The sequence below is a fragment of the Octadecabacter arcticus 238 genome, from assembly GCF_000155735.2.
Classification (GTDB): Bacteria; Pseudomonadota; Alphaproteobacteria; order Rhodobacterales; family Rhodobacteraceae; genus Octadecabacter; species Octadecabacter arcticus.
In genome coordinates this window covers 260,252-280,910 of sequence record NC_020908.1, presented here as the reverse complement: position 1 = coordinate 280,910, position 20,659 = coordinate 260,252, and the positions used below count along the sequence as shown (strand labels likewise).

The window sequence follows — 20,659 nt, the reverse complement described above, 5'->3', positions numbered from 1 at the left end:
AGCGGGTCACGTGAAATCATTCGAACGTGCTTAGGGCGTGACCGGTACTGCATGACAGGGTCAGGGCAATCGCGTTTGGCTCATGTTGTTGCCAAGTCACTGAGAATGCTGCGTAAGAAGGTGGTGTCCCAGCCTGCACGTTTGATTTTTATGGAGAGAGAGCCCTTGGATGTGTCACGCCGGAGGACGTCGAGTGCGCGGCGACGTAGAACGGCGATGTTGCCGGGACCGTTGTCTTTCCGATTGCGTGCGGCGTCCTCGCGGAAAGACACATCCAACTGCCAATGAAGGGCATTTTCGATGGCCCAATGGTCGCGGACAGCGGCCAACAGCACCTCAGGTGTGGGAACCCAAGACAGCGCGAAGTAGCGGGTCTCTGAGGTCACCTTTCCGCCCGTCTCTCTGGTCGCCTCGATGCGACCGAACCCCTTGAGGCCAGGGAATTCGTGGTATTCTGCCAATGCCTTAGCCGATACCACAACCGCCTTACGGGTTTCTTTTCTTCCATGGCCGGTATTTTCCGTAACGGCTGTTGGATCGCTTTTGTGCCCCTTGCTGAAACATCCACGGGCGTCAGACAACAGGGATTCCTGGTTACCCTTGAGGGCGAGGCACCAATCACCGCCGCCTGCGTTGATTGCGGCAACCGTGCGGCGGTTGCAATGTAATGCATCACCGGTGACCACCTTGCCCCGCAGATCGATCAACCCAAGCGCCTCTATGGCCGCGCTGAGTTCTGTGCCTCGGTCGGCAGGTACTGTCGCCAACGTCAGGCGCAGCCGCGAGGCATAGGCTGAGACCATCATGCGGGTCCGTGCGCTTTCGCCCGGGTCGCGCGCACCCCGTAACGCTTTGCCGTCAATCGCGATGATATCACCGTCTTTGAGGAGCTTGGTCACATCGGCAAGTACCTTACTGAAGGCCGCATCGAGTGCCTTCGGGTCGATGATCCGGAAGACCTCCGAGAAGGTATCATGCGATGGAATGGCATGCTTGAGTTTCAGGAAGTTCCTGAAAAGGCTCTCTTTTGCACGGCCAAATGCGGCCATCTCGGCGCAGGAGGTCGATCCACATAAGACCGACACGAAGGCGATAACGAGCAGTTCACCAAGGTCGTGGCGCACGTTACTGGCGCGCGGATCAGGAACTTCGTCGAAGGCGGATAGAAAAATATGCATGGCGATGAGCACCCGATGAGAACAACCACCCATCCAGAATCCATCCCGCCATCACCTGCAAGAGCAATCCTTTACTCACTCAGTTCCAAACGCGATTCCCCTGCGGACAGGGTGGAGCCAGTCCTTAGAGGAAAAGGGGCCCAGCAAGAAAATTGGAGAAGACTTTGAAACGTAGTTTTGTATCTGCGGGGACGATCGCGCTGCTTTATTTGAGCACGGCGCTACCGGCTACTGCAGAAGACACCCGCATCGCCGACCTAGAACAGCGTGTGATTGAATTGGAAAGCAAACCCACGCTTAATTATGGGGTCGATGGCGTCAATCTAACGATCTACGGCTATATCAAAGCCGACCTAATCTATGATTTGGACTCTGATCTTGGATCAACAATCTTTGGGCTTGGAAGGAGCTATGACTGAATCTGGTGTTTGAGTGGTTTGAAGGTTGGCGGCGTATCTGGTTGAATTGTTGTTGGAAGACAGCAGCCCAACCAAAGGAGATACACCACCATGGGAACTACTAACATTGTTGATTCTGCGCGTCGAGACGAGATGACGGACGCGTTGACGGAGTTGCTGAAAACGGGAGCACAACAATTGATCGCGACAACAGTTGAGGCTGAGCTTGTCAGTTATTTGGCGCAATTTACCGGCTTACGCACCGATGCCGGTCACGCGGCAGTCGTGCGTAATGGACATCATCCGGCCCGCCCGTTTCAAACGGGCATTGGCCCTGTGAGCGTGCGCATTCCAAAGGTTCGGTCCAAGGACGGCACACCGGTGACATTCCGGTCTGCCCTGGTGCCGCCCTATGTGCGCCGCACGAAGACGCTGGAAGCGGCCTTGCCATGGCTTTACCTCAAAGGGATCTCCAGCGGCGAGATGGCTCCCGCCCTCAAGGTTCTTCTGGGCCCAGATGCCGTTGGCTTGTCGGCTAATACGGTTTCGCGTTTAAAACGCGATTGGACCAATGAATACGAGGCTTGGAAAGGCGCTGAGTTAGATGACGAGCCCATCGTCTATATCTGGGCCGACGGCGTTCACAGCGGCCTTCGGGGCGAGGATGACAAGCTCTGTGCCCTTGTTATTATTGGGGTAACTGCCCGTGGCAAGAAGCGATTTCTGGCAATTGAGGATGGGGTGCGCGAGTCCACGCAGAGCTGGCGCGAGGTTCTGCTTAACCTCAAAAGCCGAGGCATGAATGCGCCCAAACTGGCCATCGGGGACGGTGCCATGGGGTTTTGGGCGGCCATGGACGAAGTCTATCCTGAGACCCGCCATCAACGCTGTTGGCAACACAAAACGATGAACGTGCTCAATTGTTTACCCAAGCTGTCTCAGCCAAAAGCCAAGGCCGCGCTGCACGACATCTGGCAGGCCGAGACCAAAGTCGATGCAGAAAAGGCGTTCGATCTGTTCATCAAAACCTACGAACCCAAATATCCCAAGGCCACACTATGCCTGCAAAAAGATCGTGAGGAACTCATGGCATTCTTCGACTTCCCGGCGCAGCATTGGCAAAGCATCCGCACTAGCAATCCAATTGAATCGGCCTTCGCGACGATCCGGCATCGTACCAAGCGTTCAAAGGGCTGCCTGTCACGCGATGGCATGCTGCACATGATGTTCAAACTGGGGCAATGTGCTGAGCAAAATTGGAGGAAGCTACGCGGCTTTGACTACCTCGCAAAAGTCATCACAGGCGTCACGTTCAAAGACGGAATCGAAACCACAAACCCCGACCAGATCACCGCATGACCAACAATACTCAAACACCAGATTTGACAATAACTCGCTTGGAAGTCTCGAACCTGGGACCGAAACGGGCAGCAACTTTACCGGACAGGCCATTCAATCCCGTTTAGGCGTGCGCGCGGAATTTGACGGGGCGACGGCCGTTCTTGAGGGTGATTTCTTCGGTGGAGGCGGCGGCCAGTTTCGGTTGAGGCATGCCAATCTGACTGTCGGAAATTTGCTGATTGGGCGAAGCTGGACCAACTTTATGCCGATCGAAAGCTATCCATCAAACTCGACTTCCAAGGCCCGTCAGGGATCCCTTTCGCGCGGGTGGCCCAAGCGCGCTACACCTATGAAATGCCCAATGGGCTCGGGTTCTCAACCTCGGTTGAACAGGCAGCCAGCGACAGTTCTGACCCCGCCTTAACTGCGGCGGCGTTCTATTCTAGTGAACGTTATTTCGTAAAGCTAGCAGCACTTGGGACGACTGTTTCAACGACGGGTGGTGACGTAGACGGCTGGGGCGTGAATCTCAGCGGGAACGCGCAACTTTGGGAAGGTGGTAGCATCAACGCATCCTACACAACTGGCGAAGCGGTTGGTTCGTACATGGTGTTTGGTGGTGATGATACATTTGGCGGCGCGGCTGTCGAAACGGACGGCATCACGTTGGGTATTAGCCAGACGAGTGGCGATTGGACCTTCGGTGCCGCCTATGGCCTTCGCCAAATTGATACCGGTGCTGCAACGGACACGGAACGGCTCGAGACAATTCACCTCACGACCAATTACCAAATACGCGAAAGTACGACGATTGGTGCTGAATACATCATTGGTGATCGAGAGCTTTTCAACGACACCAGCGTGTCGGCAGATCGATTGCAAGTGTCGGCTAAACTCAGCTTCTGAAAAGCCAAAGCGATCTGGAGATAAAGGAACGTATGTCCGGCCTGCATTGAATGTGGGCCGGATCAAACTGTCAAATACATGCATTCAAATGGATAGCCGCCGCGCCTTCAACGGCGCCAACGCAAAAGGCAGCCCCCCCGAGAGAGCGGCCTTTCTGATTTCGATCAGCAGTTCGGCTTACGCCATTGCAAATTTTGTTTTTTCAACAATCGCGCCGAGAGCTTCTTTCGCTTGTTAAAGCCTGAACGGATCAGGCGTCTAGGAAACTAGAGGCACCTCAGTTTTGGCAGTGGTAGCAACTGCAATTTGTTGAACGAGCATGAAGGGTAGGAGCTGGATATTGTGCAGCAGCAGGTTGCATTCAGCGCGTCGCGAGGTAGTCGGCAGAGACGTAACCCTTGATCTGCGGCGCGGTGGTGAGCGAGACTTGGCACCAAAGTTGTCCAACTTCAGTCACGCAGTCGTGGCGATTCAGAGAGGTTCCATCAGGCAGGCCTAAGATTACGCCATAGCCAAGCCCGGGGCCTGACCTCAACTTCAACAATTCGTCCGGGCCGGTGCCCTCGACGACGCTACGGTCAGCGGCCAAGTTGCCACAGCTGGCCACAAGCATGAAAAGTAGAACAACTAGAAATGTGCTTCGGAGCATGATCTGACCTCATTTGTTTGCCATTCAATAAACGGTCACGGACCCAAGTTCTAGTCCGCTGAAGCTGTGGCCCTCAGCATTTATATTACAAGCCAACGGCGTGCGTTTTGGACCCACAAGACTAGGGATTAAGGCGCATACGCTCTACGCTCATCCAGTCAGGGGCCAGTCCAAATTTGTCGGCAGCAAAAATAACCAGCACGGCAACCACAGCGATGGTTACGGTGATCAGTTTCGCTTTTGAGGGCCGCCTTCTGGTCATCATAGCGATGCGCATGAGAAGTCTAGGATTCATATCAGAGAGCTACCTTAAATTGGTGATGGATTAGAAACAGACCACCATTTTTGACAATCGTTCTGTTTAGAACAGCTGCAAATTCGACATACAACATTTTTGCTCCGCTTGTGTCAGCAAACTTCACTGCCTGAACCAGAGATGGTCGTCGCATCTGTGCTCCTATTTTCAGTCTCATTTTGCGCGCGTAATGATGCCAAAACTCTTGGTAAGCCGCTTGATCTAGACACGTTGAAGCTTTCATTTCTGCTCACCGCACCCTGCGCGTTCACAACGGTGACTATTTGAGCGGACACGTCCATGCCTTGGTCGTTCCCTTCGAGTTCCACATAGCCCCTATGCGGAATAACAGGGTTGGTTGTCGACCCTTCAAGCCCTATCTCTGCAGTGCAGCATTAATTCTGCGCTGCAGCAAAGCAAAAAAGGAGTTGCACCATGACATTGGTAGTATCCCACACAAATAACTGGCTGACGTCCGGTCTGACCGAACTGCGCACACGCTACATCAATCGCCGTAACGCAGCCGCCAAAGCAAACATCGAGGCGGCAAGGTTTCGGCGATCCCTGACAGAGCTGAACGCTTTGTCGAACCGAGACCTGTTGGATATCGGAATATCCCGCGCAGACATCCCCCAAATTGCATTCGAGCAATCACAGAATGAACTCGCAAATGAAAATGCATAACAACACAGCAGAAAGCACGTTCCACTGGGCTCAACATGCCATTGGAGACGCCGCCACCGCCATTGGCCGGACAACGACCACAATACGTAACCATTTTAGAGCCTTGGTAGTCCGAGCTAAGATTGGAAGGGCGCAGTCGGTCTTGCAAGCGATGGCCGACGAGCAGCTGGGCAAGATTGGCATCAAACGAAGTGGCATCAGGGACCATGCCGAACATCTGGTCACATACGAATACGACGGACTTTGAACGCCTGATCTGTGGTGGCGAGTGTGAAAACACAAGCATTTGTCACACGATCGGAACAATGGTTGGTATCGGCTGCCTGACGCCACCGCTTATGGGACCAAATAGCGGTATTTGAAAAGTTAAGCTTTGTTGGCTCATCGCAACCACTGAGGGGATCAAACGAAGGACACTCCAAGCGCGGCGCTTGCATCACAGTCAACGCGCCGCACAATGCAATTAACCAGATGAGCCAAGCACTCTCTTAGTTTAAGCCGATGGACCCAGAAACTCTGCCGACGGACAATGCGCGACCAACGGACAACGGGCTGGTCCCGTATACTAGCTTTGACTTAAGAACCGATAAGAAGCCTTTTCAGACTGAAACACAACCCTGGCGAACAAACGAAGCCATCTGTTTTGATAAAGTGAAAAATGGCCCAAATCGCGATCAAGTACTAAAATGTCATCCGTTGGTGTTTTGTGTTGACGAACAAGATGTAGCACTTCCGGTCACTGGTCGATCTTTCATTCCCTATAGGTGAGTGTGAAAAAGGCCCCTCGGTTCTCACCAAGGGGCCTTCTTTATCTCTAACGTAACCGCAGTCCTTACAGACCAGTGCTCACGTCGATTGTGTTGCCCTCAACGAGTGTCACGTAGGCTTTCTTTACGTCTTTGCGACGGCCCATCTGGCCACGGAAGCGCTTGGATTTACCTTTGGTGATCATCGTGTTCACCGCTTTGACCTTTACACCAAAGAGCGTCTCAACGGCCTCTTTGATCATCGGCTTGTTGGCGTCGATATGCACTTCAAAGACGACGGCGTTGTGTTCGGACGCCATTGTTGCTTTTTCAGTGATGATCGGCTTGCGGATCACGTCGTAGTGTTCTGCTTTGGTGGTTGTTTCAGACTTACTCATTTGAGACGCGCCTCCAGAGCTTCGACACCTGCTTTGGTCAACACAAGTGTGTCGGAGCGCAGGATGTCATACACGTTCGCGCCCATGACGGGCAGAGCGTTGATGGTTGTGATGTTGCGCGCGGCAACGGCGAAGTTCTCGTTCACTGTCGCATCAATGATCAGGCAACGCTTCCAACCGAGTGCACCAACCTGTTTGGCCAATGCGGAGGTTTTCGCGTCTTTCATATCGATGCTGTCAACGATGACCAACTCACCAGCTGCAACTTTTGCAGACAATGCGTGGCGAAGACCCAATTTGCGGAACTTCTTGGTCAGTTCGTGGCCGTGGCTACGCGGGGTTGGACCCTTGTAGATACCACCACCGCGGAAGATCGGTGCAGAGCGTGCGCCGTGGCGTGCGCCACCCGTACCCTTCTGGCGGTAGATCTTCTTGGTGGAGTACTTGACTTCGGACCGTGTCTTAACCTTGTGCGTGCCGGCCTGCGCGTTGTTACGCTGCCAACGGACCACACGGTGCAGAATGTCGATGCGTGGCTCAAGACCGAAGATGGCCTCGTCCAGTTCAACAGACCCAGCGGCTTTGCCGTCCAGTTTGATTGCATCAGCTTTCATTGGAGGAATCTCCTTCCGGTGTCGCTGTTTCGGCTGCAGCTGCGACTTCGGCCATCTTAGCGGATGCAAGACCAGCAGGGTAGATTACGTTTTCCGACGCTGGCTTCTTAACCGCATCCTTAACCGTAACCCAGCCACCCTTGGAGCCGGGCACTGCGCCCTTAACCATGATCAGGCCACGATCCAGGTCAGTTTTTATAACCACCAGATTCTGCGTTGTGATCTTGGCGGACCCCATGTGACCAGCCATTTTTTTGCCTTTGAAAACCTTACCGGGATCCTGACACTGGCCAGTGGAGCCGTGCGACCGGTGCGAAACCGAAACACCGTGCGTCGCGCGCAAACCACTAAAGTTGTGCCGCTTCATAGCACCTGCGAAGCCTTTACCGATCGACGTGCCAGACACGTCAACAAATTGGCCTTCGAAGTAATGCGAAGCAATGATCTCTTCGCCAACGGCGATGAGGTTTTCCTCGGACACGCGAAATTCGCAAACCTTCCGCTTAGGCTCAACCTTTGCAGCTGCAAAGTGCCCACGCATTGGTGCGGATGTCCGCTTGGCTTTGGCCGTACCGGCGCCGAGTTGAACAGCTGTATAGCCATCCTTTTCAGCAGTCCGCTGGGCCACAACCTGCAGCTTGTCGAGTTGAAGAACAGTGACAGGAATCTGCCGACCGTCTTCTTGAAAAAGGCGGGTCATACCAACCTTTTTTGCGATAATACCAGAGCGCAACATGTTCATCTGCCCCCTTATACCTTGATCTCGACGTCAACGCCGGCAGCGAGGTCGAGCTTCATCAGCGCGTCCACAGTCTGTGGTGTTGGGTCGACGATATCCAGCAGACGCTTGTGCGTGCGGATTTCGAACTGATCACGGGATTTTTTGTCGATGTGCGGTCCACGAAGAACTGTGAACTTTTCAATCTTGTTCGGAAGCGGGATTGGGCCCCGGACCGAGGCACCAGTGCGTTTGGCAGTTTGAACGATTTCCTGTGTGCTTGCGTCCAGCACACGGTAGTCAAAAGCCTTCAAACGGATGCGGATATTTTGGCTAGCTGCCATGTGTATCACCCTTTGAGATAGGGTTGAGATCGGAGAGGAGGACCATGGCTCATCCAGAGCCCTCATCGCGTCTTTGTGTCAATGGAATAAGGGCACGCAACGCGCACCCTTGTCCGATTTGGGGCGTATAGGGGGAGTCGCGGGGTGTGGCAACGTCTTTCTTGCTTGGAGTAATTTTCGACAGCATGAAGGTGAACTGAACGACTACCGGCTGACGCCGGCAGGTTCCCTTTTTGATTGTATACTCCCGCGCCTGAATTGACCTGAGGTTTTCCCCTCAAATCACTTTGTATTCCTTGAGCGATATGACGCGGAAGTTGTCGGTGACGGTGTCGCGGAACTCTGGCCATTTTTCTGGCAGGGTCTTGCGGAAGAAGTCGAAAATGGCCTCTGTGAATTGGTTGAACGTTGCATAGTGCCGATTGTGGGTGACCCATTTGTGAATAACACCCCAAAGACGCTCGATCGGGTTGAGGTGCGGGGCATATGCTGGCAAGAAATGCAACTTCACCCGACGTTCTGGGCTGTCCAGCCATGGCTGTAGTATCTTGGCATGATGATAGCGGGCATTGTCGACAAAGACGTGGATGGCCGTCTTGGTTTGGTTGTTGCGTTCCAACTTTTCCAGCATCTGTCGGGTTGTCTGGGCATTGATCTTCTCACCTTCCACAAAGGTGAACTGGAAAGTCTCAAGGTCAAGCGCGCCCTGAATGTTGAGCCGCTTGCGCCCTGATGTCGCCTTCAGGGCCGTCTTTTGTCCCTTGGGGAACCAACCATGGGCGGGGCGGCTCTGGTGTTCGGGGTGGACAGCGTCCGAAAAGACAACCATCTCATCTGCGGCCAACCCGTTCATCAGGGCCTCATATTTGGCAATAAACGCAGCCTGCTTGGCTTCATCGGCCTGTGCAGGCAGCAATTGTGGTTTCTTATACGCGAACCCCAGGCGGCGCATCAGCTTGGCGGCTCCCGACGTGCTGTAGTTTTGGTCGCACTCGGCTAGAACATAGGCACAGACCTCATCGGCATTGCGGGCAGGCTGCGCGGTGAAATGGGCTCTCACCGCCTGCTCTTGCACGACGGACAAATGACCCTGACGCTGGCTGTAGTCCTTCAGACCGAAAAACGATAGTCCCGCACCGGCAAAGGCAAATCGCCACTCCGTCAAAACTGTCGGGCCAATATCCAAAATCCGGCAAACCGTTCCGGCGTCTTCTCCTGCGTCCAAAAGAAGAAACGCGCGCGCCCGTTTCCAAACAAGGGCGTCAACTTTGCGGCGGCGGCAAAGCGCTTCAAGTGCTATGCGCTGCTCGTCGGATAAGGAGACTGTTTTGTATTGCTTGCTCATAAACTCAAAATACAGACTGAACCGCCTTTGGCCATGCGACGAAGTGAAACGCAGGCCCAAAATCGTCAGGTCAATTCAGGCGCAGGAGTATATTAAAAGAAAAGGCCCCCGCATTTCTGCGGGGGCCTTTGTGTTAACGTTAATAGCAGCGTTCATCCGCTTTTGGGCTCTTTGCCGAGGCAAAGTCCCTGCCACGGATGCAGGCTTGGGTGTGTTCCTAAATCTGCGCTTACGCGAGGATTTTGGAGACCACCCCCGCGCCAACCGTGCGGCCTCCTTCGCGGATCGCGAAGCGCAAGCCGTCTTCCATGGCGATCGGTGCGATCAGTTCAACTTCGAACTTCAGGTTGTCGCCTGGCATAACCATTTCAGTGCCCTCGGGCAGGTTCACGGTGCCAGTGACGTCCGTTGTACGGAAGTAGAACTGTGGACGGTAGTTCGCGAAGAATGGCGTGTGACGGCCGCCCTCGTCCTTGGTGAGGATGTAGGCCTCAGCTTCGAACTTGGTGTGTGGCATCACCGACTTTGGCTTACACAAAATCTGGCCGCGCTCGACGCCTTCACGATCAACACCGCGCAACAATGCGCCGATGTTGTCGCCAGCTTCACCGCGATCCAGCAGCTTGCGGAACATTTCAACGCCCGTACACGTGGTCTTTGTCGTGTCGCGGATGCCGACGATTTCGATTTCGTCGCCCACGTTGATCACGCCACGCTCAATGCGGCCCGTCACAACAGTACCACGACCCGAAATCGAGAACACGTCCTCGACCGGCATCAGGAACGGCTGGTCAATGGCGCGCTCAGGCGTCGGAATGAACGAGTCGACGGCTTCCATCAGCGCGCGGATTGACGATTCACCGATTTCAGGCATCGTGCCGTTCATCGCGTGCAGGGCAGACCCCGGGATCACTGGAATGTCGTCGCCATTGTAGTCGTACTTTGACAACAATTCACGGATTTCCATTTCAACCAGCTCAAGCAGCTCGTCGTCGTCGACCTGATCGACCTTGTTCATGTAAACGACCATCTCGGGAATGCCGACCTGGCGACCGAGCAGGATGTGCTCACGGGTCTGGGGCATTGGGCCGTCAGCCGCGTTCACAACCAGAATTGCGCCGTCCATCTGGGCGGCACCGGTGATCATGTTCTTGACGTAGTCGGCGTGACCTGGGCAATCGACGTGGGCGTAGTGACGCGCTTCTGTCTCATACTCGACGTGGGCCGTGGAGATCGTGATCCCACGGGCTTTTTCTTCTGGCGCGCCGTCAATCTGGTCATACGCTTTGAAGTCGCCAAAATACTTGGTGATCGCTGCCGTCAACGTCGTCTTGCCGTGGTCAACGTGACCAATCGTGCCGATGTTTACGTGCGGTTTATTACGTTCAAACTTTGCCTTAGCCATGATGGCCTCCTTTTAAGATATGCGCTGCGGGAGCTGAAACTGCCGCAAGAATCGGTGGGCCGCGGCGGCCGAAGCCGCCACAGCATTTATGCAAATTTTTCCTGAATCTCTTGCGAGATGTTGCTTGGAACTGGATCATAGTGATCGAACTGCATCGAGAAGTTCGCGCGGCCCGAAGACATGGAACGCAGCGTGTTGATGTAACCGAACATGTTCGCCAGCGGCACCATTGCTTCGATCGAAATCGCGACGCCGCGTGTGTCCTGACCCTGAACCTGACCCCGACGTGATGTCAGGTCACCGATGATACCACCGGTGTATTCTTCAGGCGTGATCACTTCGACCTTCATGATCGGCTCGAGCAGTTTTGCACCAGCTTTGCGCATGCCTTCGCGCATACACATACGTGCTGCAATTTCGAAAGCCATGATGGACGAGTCAACATCGTGGAACTTACCGTCAAGCAAGATCACTTTGAAGTCGATCACAGGGAAGCCAGCCAAAGGACCGTTGTCCATAACAGACAGGATGCCTTTTTCGACGCCCGGGATGTATTCCTTAGGGACGGAACCACCAACAACCTTGGATTCGAACGAATAACCTTCGCCCGGCTCTGTTGGAATGATCGCCATCTTCACTTCGCCGAACTGACCGGACCCGCCAGACTGTTTCTTGTGGGTGTAGGTGTGTTCAACTTCGTGGCCAATCGTCTCACGGTAAGCGACTTGCGGCGCACCGATATTGGCTTCGACTTTGAATTCACGACGCATACGGTCCACGAGAATGTCGAGGTGAAGTTCGCCCATACCCTTCATGATAGTCTGACCGGATTCGATATCCGTTTCGACGCGGAAGGATGGATCCTCGGCAGAGAGACGCTGGAGCGCGATGCCCATTTTCTCTTGGTCGCCTTTTGTCTTCGGCTCAATGGCGATCTCGATCACAGGATCAGGGAACGTCATTGTTTCGAGGACAACTGGATCTTGCGGGGAACACAGCGTGTCACCTGTTGTCGTGTTCTTCAGACCACCGAGCGCGATGATGTCACCAGCCCACGCTTCGCTAATTTCTTCACGGTCGTTGGAGTGCATCATCATCATACGACCAACACGCTCTTTACCACCTTTGGTGGTGTTGAGAAGGTTGTCACCCTTTTCGAGCTTACCGGAATAAATCCGTGTAAACGTCAAGGTACCCACGAAGGGGTCGTTCATGATTTTGAAAGCAAGACCAGAAAACGCCATATCATCGTCCGCACGGCGCGGGATGTTACGTGTTTCTGTCTCATCGCCCGGCTTAAAGCCCATGTAGTCAACCACGTCGAGCGGGCTCGGCAGGTAGTCTACAACAGCGTTAAGCAGCGGCTGAACGCCTTTGTTTTTGAAGGCAGAGCCACCAAGAACAGGGACGAACGACAGCGACAAGCAAGACTTGCGGATCAATGCGCGCAGAGTTTTAACGTCGGGCTCGGTGCCTTCAAGATAGGCCTCCATCGCGTCGTCGTCTTGCTCAACCGCAGCTTCGATCAGCAACTCACGGCCAACGGCCGCCTGCGCTTGCAAGCTTTCACGAATAGGCGCTTTGATCCAAGATGCACCAAGGTCTTCACCCTGCCACAACCATTCTTCCATGGTCACAAGATCAACGAGGCCTTCGAGTTCAGTTTCGGCACCGATCGGGAAGGAAACTGGAATAGCGCGCGCGCCGGTCCGGTCTGCAACCATATCAACACACTTCTGAAAGTCGGCGCCGATTTTGTCCATCTTGTTTACGAACACCATACGCGGAACTTTGTAGCGGTCAGCCTGACGCCACACAGTTTCGGTTTGTGGTTCAACGCCAGCGTTGGCGTCAAGAACAACAATCGCACCGTCAAGAACGGCCAAAGAACGTTCAACTTCAATTGTGAAGTCAACGTGGCCCGGTGTGTCGATGATGTTCATGCGGTGCTTCAGACCATCAGGTTCATCACCGTTTTCGGTGCGTTCCCAGAAAGTCGTGGTCGCAGCGGAAGTAATCGTAATACCCCGTTCCTGCTCTTGCTCCATCCAGTCCATCGTCGCAGCGCCGTCATGCACTTCGCCGATGTTGTGGGACTTGCCTGTGTAAAACAGGATGCGTTCGGAACAGGTGGTTTTACCTGCGTCGATGTGCGCAATAATACCAAAGTTGCGGTAGCGGTCGAGAGGGTAGTCGCGTGCCATATCGAGTGCTTCCTATTACCAGCGGTAGTGGCTGAACGCTTTGTTCGCGTCGGCCATTTTGTGCGTATCTTCGCGCTTTTTGACGGCTGTGCCACGGCCTTGAACCGCATCCACGAGCTCGCCGGCGAGGCGCTCTTCCATGGTCTTTTCGTTGCGCTTCTTCGCAGCTGCGATCAACCAACGAATTGCCAATGCCTCACGGCGCTCAGGGCGAACTTCGACAGGCACCTGATAGGTAGCACCACCGACGCGGCGCGAACGCACTTCGAGGTTTGGTTTGATGTTGTCCAGGCTCTCGTGGAACACTTCGAGCGGAGACTTTTTAAGTTTGTCCTCAACGCGATCAAATGCGTTGTAAACAATCCGCTCAGCGACGGATTTCTTACCGTCAACCATCAGGTTGTTCATGAATTTGGACAGAATCCGATCACCGAATTTGGCATCGGGCAGAATTTCGCGTTTTTCAGCGGCGTGACGACGTGACATGCTATCTCTTCCTTACTTCGGCTTTTTCGCGCCATACTTCGAACGACGTTGCTTACGATCCTTGACGCCTTGCGTATCGAGAACGCCGCGCAGGATGTGATAGCGAACGCCGGGAAGGTCTTTGACACGACCGCCACGGATCAGAACCACAGAGTGTTCCTGAAGGTTGTGACTTTCACCACCGATGTAGCTGATGACCTCAAAACCATTTGTCAGGCGCACTTTGGCAACCTTACGCATAGCGGAGTTCGGCTTCTTTGGTGTCGTCGTATACACACGAGTACAAACACCGCGTTTTTGCGGGTTGCCTTCGAGGTGAAGCGACTTCGAGATTTTTCTTTTAGGCTGCCGGGGTTTCCGGATCAGCTGCTGAATCGTTGGCATTGGGCTTGTGTCCCCACTTCTTACACATGTGTCGCGAACCGTTATGGTTCGCAGTTTTCAATTCTCAGCGCCTCTTGCGTCCAAAAAGCACAACAAACCCGCTGTCGTAGCCTTACCGGAGCTACGGAGCGGTTGGGTTACAGAGGATCGGACCAATAGTAGGTCGGATCTTGACCACGACGATAATGATGCCTGACCAAGGGCAAACCTAGGGCAGATGCGCGTTCTATAGGTCGACTCCATTTTGGTGTCAACAGCGTCTAACGGATGCGCAGGCCTGTTGGGGTTTTTAACGCATTTTTGCGTTCACGGTAGAGCGTGAACAGACCCGTTGCGACGACGATTCCCGCCCCGAACAATGTCCACCCGTCGGGCCATTCATCAAGCAGTACATAGCCCAGAAACAGCGCCACCAGCAGTGACGTGTAGCGGAACGGCGCGACGAAGCCGATTTCGCCAAGACGCATGGCGCCGACTGCGGAGATGTAACCAGCCATCAGGCACACCGACGCGCCACTGATCAGGAGCCAATCAAGTATTGTCAGGGCCACCCAGTGTTCGCGCATCACCAGCGATCCAACGCCAGCCATGACAGTGACGCCAAAGGCCGCCGACAGGGCCACGCGACTAGACGGAATTGTGTTGGAAAGTCTGCGTGACGCAAGATCGCGAAATGTCACGCCAATCACCGCCGCCACACCATACAGCGAATAGACGCTAAAGCCGTCCATGCCGGGGCGGATAATGATCGTGACACCAACAAACCCGATGCCAATCGCGACAAAACGGCGCCACCCAACGGGTTCCCCAAAGAAAATCGCTGCAGCCAAGGTCACAGTAAGCGGCAAGGATTGTAGAATAGCGGAGAGGTTCGCCAGCGGGATGCTGAACAAGGCCGTCAGAAAGAAGATCGTGCTGAACATTTCAGCAAATGTGCGTAAAGCCGTCAGGGCACGGTCTTTGCCGCTGGGCCTGTATCCCAGATGCCCCCAAAGCGCCGCTAGAATGAACAGCCCAACCGTGATCAAGACGCCGCGAACCACAATTTGCTGAAAGAATGGCAGGTTCGGCGCGGCGAGTTTCATCAGCGCGTCATTGACGGTGAAGGCCGTCATCGACAGCGCCATCATAAGCGCCGCGCGCATGTTGTCAGATAAGATCATGGGACGGATGTGCCACGGCTCAGCAAGGGTTACTACAACAAAGGTCGCCGCGTCATCCGAGGGGATGTTTCAGCCTTCCCTCACTGTACCGCACAATCATTGCGAAAGACTTCGTTTTCGACAATTCTGCAAAGATCGGCGAGCAACCTTTGGGGGACAGATAGATGCCAAATGTGGCTGTGATCGGATACGGGGCGATGGCAGGCTATGTCGCTGCACATTTGCGGCAAAGCGGTTGGACGCTCAGCCATTGCATCGCGCGGGCTGGGCGCGAAGACGTGGCGCGGATGCGGCTCGGCGCGGCGGTAAACGTGATCAACGATGTTGATGGGTTGGAGGCCCTGCCAGACTTGGTGGTCGACTGCGCGGGGCACGCAGGCTTGATTGAACACGGTGCACGTGTTTTGCGCAAAGGGCTGCCGCTGGTAACAGTTTCGCTCGGTGCGCTGGCGGATGACGCGATACAAGCGCAGATGACAGCCGCTGCGCAACACGGTGGCACCCAGTTGTTTCTTGCCTCTGGTGCGATTGGTGCCTTGGATGCCCTGTCCGCGGCAAAGGTCGGCGGCCTAGATGAGGTGACTTACACCGGCATCAAGCCCCCGGTCGGTTGGCGCGGCTCGCCTGCCGAAGACACCCTTGATCTGGACAATCTGGTTACGACCACGACGCATTTTGACGGCACCGCCCGAGACGCCGCACTTCGCTATCCTAAAAATGCAAACGTTGCAGCGGCGGTGGCTTTGGCCGGCATTGGCCTTGACGCCACACAGGCAAGGTTGGTCGCGGATCCGAATGCCACCGGTAACACCCACATCATCACGGCCAAAGGCGCATTTGGGTCATTCGAGTTCACAATCAAAGGTAACAGCCTGCCAGAGTCACCGCGCACGTCGGCCTTGGCAGCGATGTCCGTGGTCGATCAAATCTTACGTAAATCAGCACCAATTACGCTCTAGACGCCCAGTTTTTTTTGTACTCTGCCTTTGTCTCATAAATATCCTGAGGGAGTCCGAAGGACGGGGGCGAGCCCCCTCTTGATCGGATTGGCGCAGCCAATTCGACACCCCAACAAAAAAGGCCGCCGGAATTTCCAGCGGCCTTTTCAAATATTCACGTCAAGCTGGCTTACTCTTCGCGGTTTTCCGGTGTGTCCGCGATCATCGTGTCGAACACGTCGCCACCAATGACATCCTCGGACACAGGCTCGGGTGCTGCCAATGCGGCGGCGGCCTCTGCCTCTTCGCGACGGGCTTGAATAACCACGTTGTCACGATCAGTCGCGATCTTGGAAACCTGCTGGGTTGCCCCACCAGTACCTGCGGGGATCAGACGGCCGACGATCACGTTCTCTTTAAGACCGACCAGTTTGTCCCGCTTGCCCTGTACGGAAGCTTCCGTAAGAACGCGCGTTGTTTCCTGGAACGAGGCCGCAGAGATGAACGAACGTGTTTGCAACGACGCCTTAGTGATGCCGAGCAAGATTGGCTCACCCTGAGCAGGGCGACCCTTGCGCGCCAGTGACTTGGCATTCGCCTCGTCAAACTCGGCCTTGTCGACGTTTTCACCCTTGAGCAATGTCGTGTCACCGCTGTCAGAGATTTCCCATTTCTGGAGCATCTGACGCACGATCACCTCGATGTGTTTGTCGTTAATCTTCACACCTTGCAAACGGTACACGTCTTGGACTTCGTCGATCATGTAGTCCGCAAGCGCTTCGACACCCATGATGGCGAGGATATCATGCGGCGCTGGATTGCCGTCCATGATGTAGTCGCCTTTTTGCACGAAGTCGCCTTCCTGCACAGGGATGTGTTTGCCCTTGGGCACCATGTATTCGACTTTGATGTCCGCATCTTCCGCGGACTCAATCGCGATACGACGCTTGTTTTTGTAATCCTTGCCGAACCGAACATAACCGTCGATTTCCGCGATGATGGCGTGATCCTTGGGGCGACGTGCCTCAAACAATTCGGCCACACGTGGAAGACCACCTGTAATGTCCTTGGTCTTGGCGCCTTCACGCGGAATACGCGCAACGACGTCACCGGCTTGGATATCCTGACCGTCTTCAATGGACAGAACCGCGTCGACAGACATCGGGTAGGTCACAGGGTTGCCTGCATCGTTGCGAACAGGTTCACCATTTGAGTTCAGGATCATGATCTCGGGCTTCAGCTCGTTGCCTTTTGGCGCGGAACGCCAGTCGGTCACGATACGCTGGGTCATGCCTGTCGCATCATCGGTGTCTTCGCGAATTGCGATACCGTTGATGAGGTCGACGAACTTAACCATACCCGCCTTCTCTGCGATGATCGGCAGAGTGTAGGGATCCCATTCGAACATCTTGTCACCACGGGTAATCTTGGAACCAGCTTTGACGAACACTTTGGAACCGTAGCCAACCTTGTGGTTCGCACGCTCCTCGCCGTTCTCGTCCATGATCGCGAGGACCATATTCCGGCCCATAACTACCTGCTCACCCATCTCGTTTTCGAGGATCTGCTCGTTGCGCAACTCCACGATACCGCTGACAGATGCTTCAAGGAATGACTGCTGACCACCTTGGGCAACGCCGCCAATGTGGAACGTCCGCATTGTCAGCTGTGTACCAGGTTCACCGATGGACTGCGCGGCGATGATGCCGACAGCTTCGCCGATGTTGACCCGTGTACCGCGTGAGAGGTCACGACCATAACACATTGCGCAGACGCCGTCTTCGGCCTCACACGTCAACGGGCTGCGGATGCGCATCTTGGCGACACCAGATGTTTCGATGATATCAGCAGAGCGTTCGTCGATCAGCTCTCCGGCTTTTACCAGCACTTCTTCTGTGCCTGGCTTAAGCACGTCATCGGCAGACACACGACCAAGCACACGATCAGACAACGACGATACAACTTCACCGTCGTTTACGGCCGCTTCTGCAGTGATCGCACGTTCCGTTCCGCAATCGACCTCACGGACGATACAGTCTTGCGCAACATCAACCAGACGACGTGTGAGGTAACCGGAGTTTGCAGTCTTCAACGCCGTGTCCGACAGACCCTTACGGGCACCGTGGGTGGAGTTGAAGTATTCCAGAACTGTCAGACCTTCTTTAAAGTTCGAGATGATCGGCGTTTCGATGATTTCGCCATTCGGCTTCGCCATCAGACCGCGCATACCGCCCAGCTGTTTCATCTGCGTCACAGAACCACGCGCACCGGAGTGGGCCATCATGTAGACCGAGTTTGGCTCAGATTCGGACCCGTCGGCATTGCGCGCCGTGGTCGAAATCGTTGTCATCATCGCTTCGGTGACCTTGTCGTTGGCCTTGGACCAAGCATCCACAACTTTGTTGTACTTTTCACCCTGAGTGATCAGGCCGTCCATGTATTGCTGTTCATAGTCCTTCACCAGACCGCGGGTTTCTTCAACCAGTGGCCATTTGGTGTCGGGGATGACCATGTCGTCTTTACCGAACGAAATACCCGCTTTGAACGCTTCGCGGAAGCCCATCGTCATGATCTGGTCACAGAAGATAACGGATTCTTTTTGTCCGCAATACCGATAGACCGTGTCGATGATCTGCTGAACTTCTTTCTTACGCAAAAGACGGTTCACAAGGCTGAACGGTGCTTTGTTGTTCGTTGGCAAAAGCGCGCCAAGACGAACACGACCCGGAGTGGTTTCAAAGCGTTCAAACACTTCGTTGCCTTCGGTGTCAATCTGCGGAAGCCGCGCTTGGATTTTGGCGTGCAGGTGAACTTCACCAGCCTGCAAAGCATGCTCGACTTCTTCGATGTTGGAGAAGACCATGCCTTCGCCCTTCATGCCTTCACGTTCAATCGTCGTGTAATACAGACCGAGGATCATATCCTGGGACGGCACGATGATTGGCGCGCCGTTGGCAGGCGACAGCACGTTGTTGGTGGACATCATAAGAACGCGACATTCCAACTGCGCCTCAAGCGAGAGCGGCACGTGGACAGCCATCTGGTCACCGTCGAAGTCAGCGTTAAACGCGGAACACACGAGCGGGTGGAGCTGGATCGCCTTACCTTCGATCAGAACAGGTTCGAACGCCTGAATGCCAAGACGGTGCAACGTTGGCGCACGGTTCAGCATAACGGGGTGTTCGCGGATGACTTCATCCAGGATGTCCCAGACTTCTGGACGCTCTTTTTCGACCAGCTTTTTGGCTTGCTTCACGGTCGAAGACAGACCCTTCGCTTCGAGGCGCGAATAGATGAACGGCTTGAACAGTTCGAGCGCCATCTTTTTCGGCAAACCACACTGGTGTAGTTTGAGTTCGGGACCGGTTACGATGACCGAGCGACCAGAGAAGTCGACGCGCTTACCCAAAAGGTTTTGACGGAAGCGACCCTGCTTACCCTTCAGCATGTCAGACAGCGATTTCAACGGACGCTTATTGGCACCCGTGATCACGCGGCCACGACGGCCGTTGTCAAACAATGCGTCGACGGATTCCTGCAACATGCGCTTTTCGTTGCGCACGATGATGTCAGGTGCGCGCAGTTCGATCAAACGCTTCAGACGGTTGTTACGGTTGATCACGCGGCGATACAGATCGTTGAGGTCGGACGTCGCGAAACGGCCACCATCCAGCGGCACCAGCGGGCGCAGCTCTGGCGGGATCACGGGAACGACCGTCAGGATCATCCATTCCGGACGGTTGCCGGATTCGAGGAAGCTTTCGACAATCTTGAGACGCTTGATGATCTTCTTTGGCTTCAGCTCACCGGTAGCGACCTTCAGGTCTTCACGCAGAGAGTCAGCTTCGCCTTCAAGGTCGATCGCTGCCAGCATTTCGCGGATCGCTTCAGCACCGATGTTGGCAGTAAAGGCGTCCATGCCGTAGGCGTCCTGCGCGTCAAGGAATTCTTCCTCGGTCATCAGGGCACCGTATTGCAGGTCTGTGAGACCCGGTTCGATCACGACGTAGTTCTCAAAATACAGAATACGTTCGAGGTCGCGCAGGGTCATGTCCAGCATCAGGCCGATACGGCTTGGCAATGACTTGAGGAACCAGATGTGTGCAACCGGCGCTGCCAGTTCAATGTGGCCCATGCGTTCGCGACGCACTTTTTGCAGCGTGACTTCCACACCACATTTTTCGCAGACGACGCCGCGATATTTCATCCGCTTATATTTGCCGCACAGACATTCATAGTCTTTGATCGGTCCAAAAATACGCGCACAAAACAGGCCGTCACGTTCTGGTTTGAACGTGCGGTAGTTGATGGTTTCGGGCTTCTTGATCTCACCGAAGGACCACGACAGGATCCGTTCGGGGGAGGCCAGAGAGACCTTGATTTCGTCAAACGTTTTCGCCGGTGTGATCGGGTTAAACGGGTTGTTTGTAAGTTCCTGGTTCATATCGATACCTTTTCAGTAT

Annotated in this window: 19 protein-coding genes; 6 read left to right on the top strand and 13 right to left on the bottom strand. The window is 54.6% G+C overall.

Annotated elements, in window-relative coordinates:
• Nucleotides 1–80 precede the first annotated feature (80 nt).
• Nucleotides 81–1,211 carry an ISAs1 family transposase gene (locus tag OA238_RS01475; RefSeq protein WP_015493784.1) on the bottom strand — a complete coding sequence of 377 codons (1,131 nt, stop codon included), beginning with the start codon at nt 1,209–1,211 and terminating at the stop codon, nt 81–83.
• 131 nt (nt 1,212–1,342) lie between these two features.
• On the opposite strand from OA238_RS01475, the gene OA238_RS01470 reads away from it, so the two are divergent.
• From OA238_RS01470 to OA238_RS01460, 3 genes are all read left to right on the top strand, one after another.
• The gene (locus OA238_RS01470; protein ID WP_015493783.1) at nt 1,343–1,597 is read left to right on the top strand and encodes a hypothetical protein; all 255 of its coding nucleotides are present in this window, start codon (nt 1,343–1,345) and stop codon (nt 1,595–1,597) included.
• Nucleotides 1,598–1,687: 90 nt separating this feature from the next.
• Nucleotides 1,688–2,935: an IS256-like element ISOan6 family transposase gene (locus OA238_RS01465; RefSeq protein WP_015493782.1), complete on the top strand. Its 1,248-nt coding sequence runs from the start codon at nt 1,688–1,690 to the stop codon at nt 2,933–2,935.
• 309 nt (nt 2,936–3,244) lie between these two features.
• Nucleotides 3,245–3,823, top strand: coding sequence for a hypothetical protein (locus tag OA238_RS01460; protein ID WP_015493781.1), 579 nt, complete (start codon nt 3,245–3,247; stop codon nt 3,821–3,823).
• Between the two features lie 361 nt (nt 3,824–4,184).
• On the opposite strand, the gene OA238_RS01450 is transcribed toward OA238_RS01460, so the two are convergent.
• Nucleotides 4,185–4,436, bottom strand: a complete 252-nt coding sequence (locus OA238_RS01450) for an SH3 domain-containing protein (protein WP_420806489.1) — start codon at nt 4,434–4,436, stop codon at nt 4,185–4,187.
• A gap of 766 nt (nt 4,437–5,202) precedes the next feature.
• Between OA238_RS01450 and OA238_RS01440 the strand changes: the two genes are divergently transcribed.
• Both OA238_RS01440 and OA238_RS01435 read left to right on the top strand, forming a co-directional pair.
• Nucleotides 5,203–5,451, top strand: a complete 249-nt coding sequence (locus OA238_RS01440) for a DUF1127 domain-containing protein (RefSeq protein ID WP_051076353.1) — start codon at nt 5,203–5,205, stop codon at nt 5,449–5,451.
• Nucleotides 5,438–5,698, top strand: a complete 261-nt coding sequence (locus OA238_RS01435) for a hypothetical protein (protein ID WP_144055804.1) — start codon at nt 5,438–5,440, stop codon at nt 5,696–5,698. Before OA238_RS01440 ends, OA238_RS01435 begins: the two co-directional genes overlap by 14 nt.
• A gap of 585 nt (nt 5,699–6,283) precedes the next feature.
• Here the strand turns inward: OA238_RS01435 and OA238_RS01430 are convergent.
• The 10 genes from OA238_RS01430 to OA238_RS01385 form a co-directional block, all read right to left on the bottom strand.
• Nucleotides 6,284–6,595 (bottom strand): 50S ribosomal protein L23, encoded by a 312-nt coding sequence (locus OA238_RS01430; protein ID WP_015493777.1) that lies wholly within the window; start codon nt 6,593–6,595, stop codon nt 6,284–6,286.
• Nucleotides 6,592–7,209, bottom strand: a complete 618-nt coding sequence (gene rplD, locus OA238_RS01425) for a 50S ribosomal protein L4 (RefSeq protein ID WP_015493776.1) — start codon at nt 7,207–7,209, stop codon at nt 6,592–6,594. Before rplD ends, OA238_RS01430 begins: the two co-directional genes overlap by 4 nt.
• Entirely contained in the window at nt 7,199–7,945 is a 747-nt protein-coding gene (gene rplC / locus OA238_RS01420; RefSeq protein WP_051076622.1) for a 50S ribosomal protein L3, read from the bottom strand. The genes rplD and rplC overlap by 11 nt, the downstream gene beginning before the upstream one ends.
• Before the next feature lie 14 nt (nt 7,946–7,959).
• Entirely contained in the window at nt 7,960–8,271 is a 312-nt protein-coding gene (gene rpsJ / locus OA238_RS01415; protein WP_015493774.1) for a 30S ribosomal protein S10, read from the bottom strand.
• 277 nt (nt 8,272–8,548) lie between these two features.
• Nucleotides 8,549–9,616 (bottom strand): IS630 family transposase, encoded by a 1,068-nt coding sequence (locus tag OA238_RS01410; RefSeq protein WP_015493773.1) that lies wholly within the window; start codon nt 9,614–9,616, stop codon nt 8,549–8,551.
• Between the two features lie 229 nt (nt 9,617–9,845).
• A complete protein-coding gene (tuf, locus tag OA238_RS01405) occupies nt 9,846–11,021 on the bottom strand; it encodes an elongation factor Tu (protein ID WP_015493755.1) in 1,176 nt (391 codons plus the stop codon).
• Between the two features lie 86 nt (nt 11,022–11,107).
• Nucleotides 11,108–13,225, bottom strand: coding sequence for an elongation factor G (gene fusA / locus OA238_RS01400; RefSeq protein WP_015493772.1), 2,118 nt, complete (start codon nt 13,223–13,225; stop codon nt 11,108–11,110).
• 15 nt (nt 13,226–13,240) lie between these two features.
• Nucleotides 13,241–13,711, bottom strand: a complete 471-nt coding sequence (rpsG, locus tag OA238_RS01395) for a 30S ribosomal protein S7 (RefSeq protein ID WP_015493771.1) — start codon at nt 13,709–13,711, stop codon at nt 13,241–13,243.
• A gap of 12 nt (nt 13,712–13,723) precedes the next feature.
• A complete protein-coding gene (gene rpsL, locus OA238_RS01390; RefSeq protein WP_015493770.1) occupies nt 13,724–14,095 on the bottom strand; it encodes a 30S ribosomal protein S12 in 372 nt (123 codons plus the stop codon).
• A 260-nt stretch (nt 14,096–14,355) separates the two neighbouring features.
• Nucleotides 14,356–15,258: a DMT family transporter gene (locus OA238_RS01385; protein ID WP_015493769.1), complete on the bottom strand. Its 903-nt coding sequence runs from the start codon at nt 15,256–15,258 to the stop codon at nt 14,356–14,358.
• 164 nt (nt 15,259–15,422) lie between these two features.
• On the opposite strand from OA238_RS01385, the gene OA238_RS01380 reads away from it, so the two are divergent.
• Entirely contained in the window at nt 15,423–16,217 is a 795-nt protein-coding gene (locus OA238_RS01380) for an aspartate dehydrogenase (protein ID WP_015493768.1), read from the top strand.
• Between the two features lie 169 nt (nt 16,218–16,386).
• Here OA238_RS01380 and rpoC read toward each other — a convergent pair whose 3' ends face one another.
• Nucleotides 16,387–20,640: a DNA-directed RNA polymerase subunit beta' gene (gene rpoC / locus OA238_RS01375; RefSeq protein ID WP_015493767.1), complete on the bottom strand. Its 4,254-nt coding sequence runs from the start codon at nt 20,638–20,640 to the stop codon at nt 16,387–16,389.
• Nucleotides 20,641–20,659 lie beyond the last annotated feature (19 nt).

Excerpts from the sequence above, each read along its gene's own strand:
- OA238_RS01440 (WP_051076353.1), top strand. The coding sequence starts at position 5,203 with ATGACATTGGTAGTATCCCACACAAATAACTGGCTGACGTCCGGTCTG.
- OA238_RS01410 (WP_015493773.1), bottom strand. The coding sequence starts at position 9,616 with ATGAGCAAGCAATACAAAACAGTCTCCTTATCCGACGAGCAGCGCATA.
- OA238_RS01450 (WP_420806489.1), bottom strand. The coding sequence starts at position 4,436 with ATGCTTGTGGCCAGCTGTGGCAACTTGGCCGCTGACCGTAGCGTCGTC.
- rpsJ (WP_015493774.1), bottom strand. The coding sequence starts at position 8,271 with ATGGCAGCTAGCCAAAATATCCGCATCCGTTTGAAGGCTTTTGACTAC.
- OA238_RS01475 (WP_015493784.1), bottom strand. The coding sequence starts at position 1,211 with ATGGGTGGTTGTTCTCATCGGGTGCTCATCGCCATGCATATTTTTCTA.
- OA238_RS01465 (WP_015493782.1), top strand. The coding sequence starts at position 1,688 with ATGGGAACTACTAACATTGTTGATTCTGCGCGTCGAGACGAGATGACG.
- tuf (WP_015493755.1), bottom strand. The coding sequence starts at position 11,021 with ATGGCTAAGGCAAAGTTTGAACGTAATAAACCGCACGTAAACATCGGC.
- OA238_RS01435 (WP_144055804.1), top strand. The coding sequence starts at position 5,438 with ATGAAAATGCATAACAACACAGCAGAAAGCACGTTCCACTGGGCTCAA.
- OA238_RS01380 (WP_015493768.1), top strand. The coding sequence starts at position 15,423 with ATGCCAAATGTGGCTGTGATCGGATACGGGGCGATGGCAGGCTATGTC.
- OA238_RS01430 (WP_015493777.1), bottom strand. The coding sequence starts at position 6,595 with ATGAGTAAGTCTGAAACAACCACCAAAGCAGAACACTACGACGTGATC.
- fusA (WP_015493772.1), bottom strand. The coding sequence starts at position 13,225 with ATGGCACGCGACTACCCTCTCGACCGCTACCGCAACTTTGGTATTATT.
- rplD (WP_015493776.1), bottom strand. The coding sequence starts at position 7,209 with ATGAAAGCTGATGCAATCAAACTGGACGGCAAAGCCGCTGGGTCTGTT.
- rplC (WP_051076622.1), bottom strand. The coding sequence starts at position 7,945 with ATGTTGCGCTCTGGTATTATCGCAAAAAAGGTTGGTATGACCCGCCTT.
- rpsG (WP_015493771.1), bottom strand. The coding sequence starts at position 13,711 with ATGTCACGTCGTCACGCCGCTGAAAAACGCGAAATTCTGCCCGATGCC.
- OA238_RS01385 (WP_015493769.1), bottom strand. The coding sequence starts at position 15,258 with ATGATCTTATCTGACAACATGCGCGCGGCGCTTATGATGGCGCTGTCG.
- rpsL (WP_015493770.1), bottom strand. The coding sequence starts at position 14,095 with ATGCCAACGATTCAGCAGCTGATCCGGAAACCCCGGCAGCCTAAAAGA.
- rpoC (WP_015493767.1), bottom strand. The coding sequence starts at position 20,640 with ATGAACCAGGAACTTACAAACAACCCGTTTAACCCGATCACACCGGCG.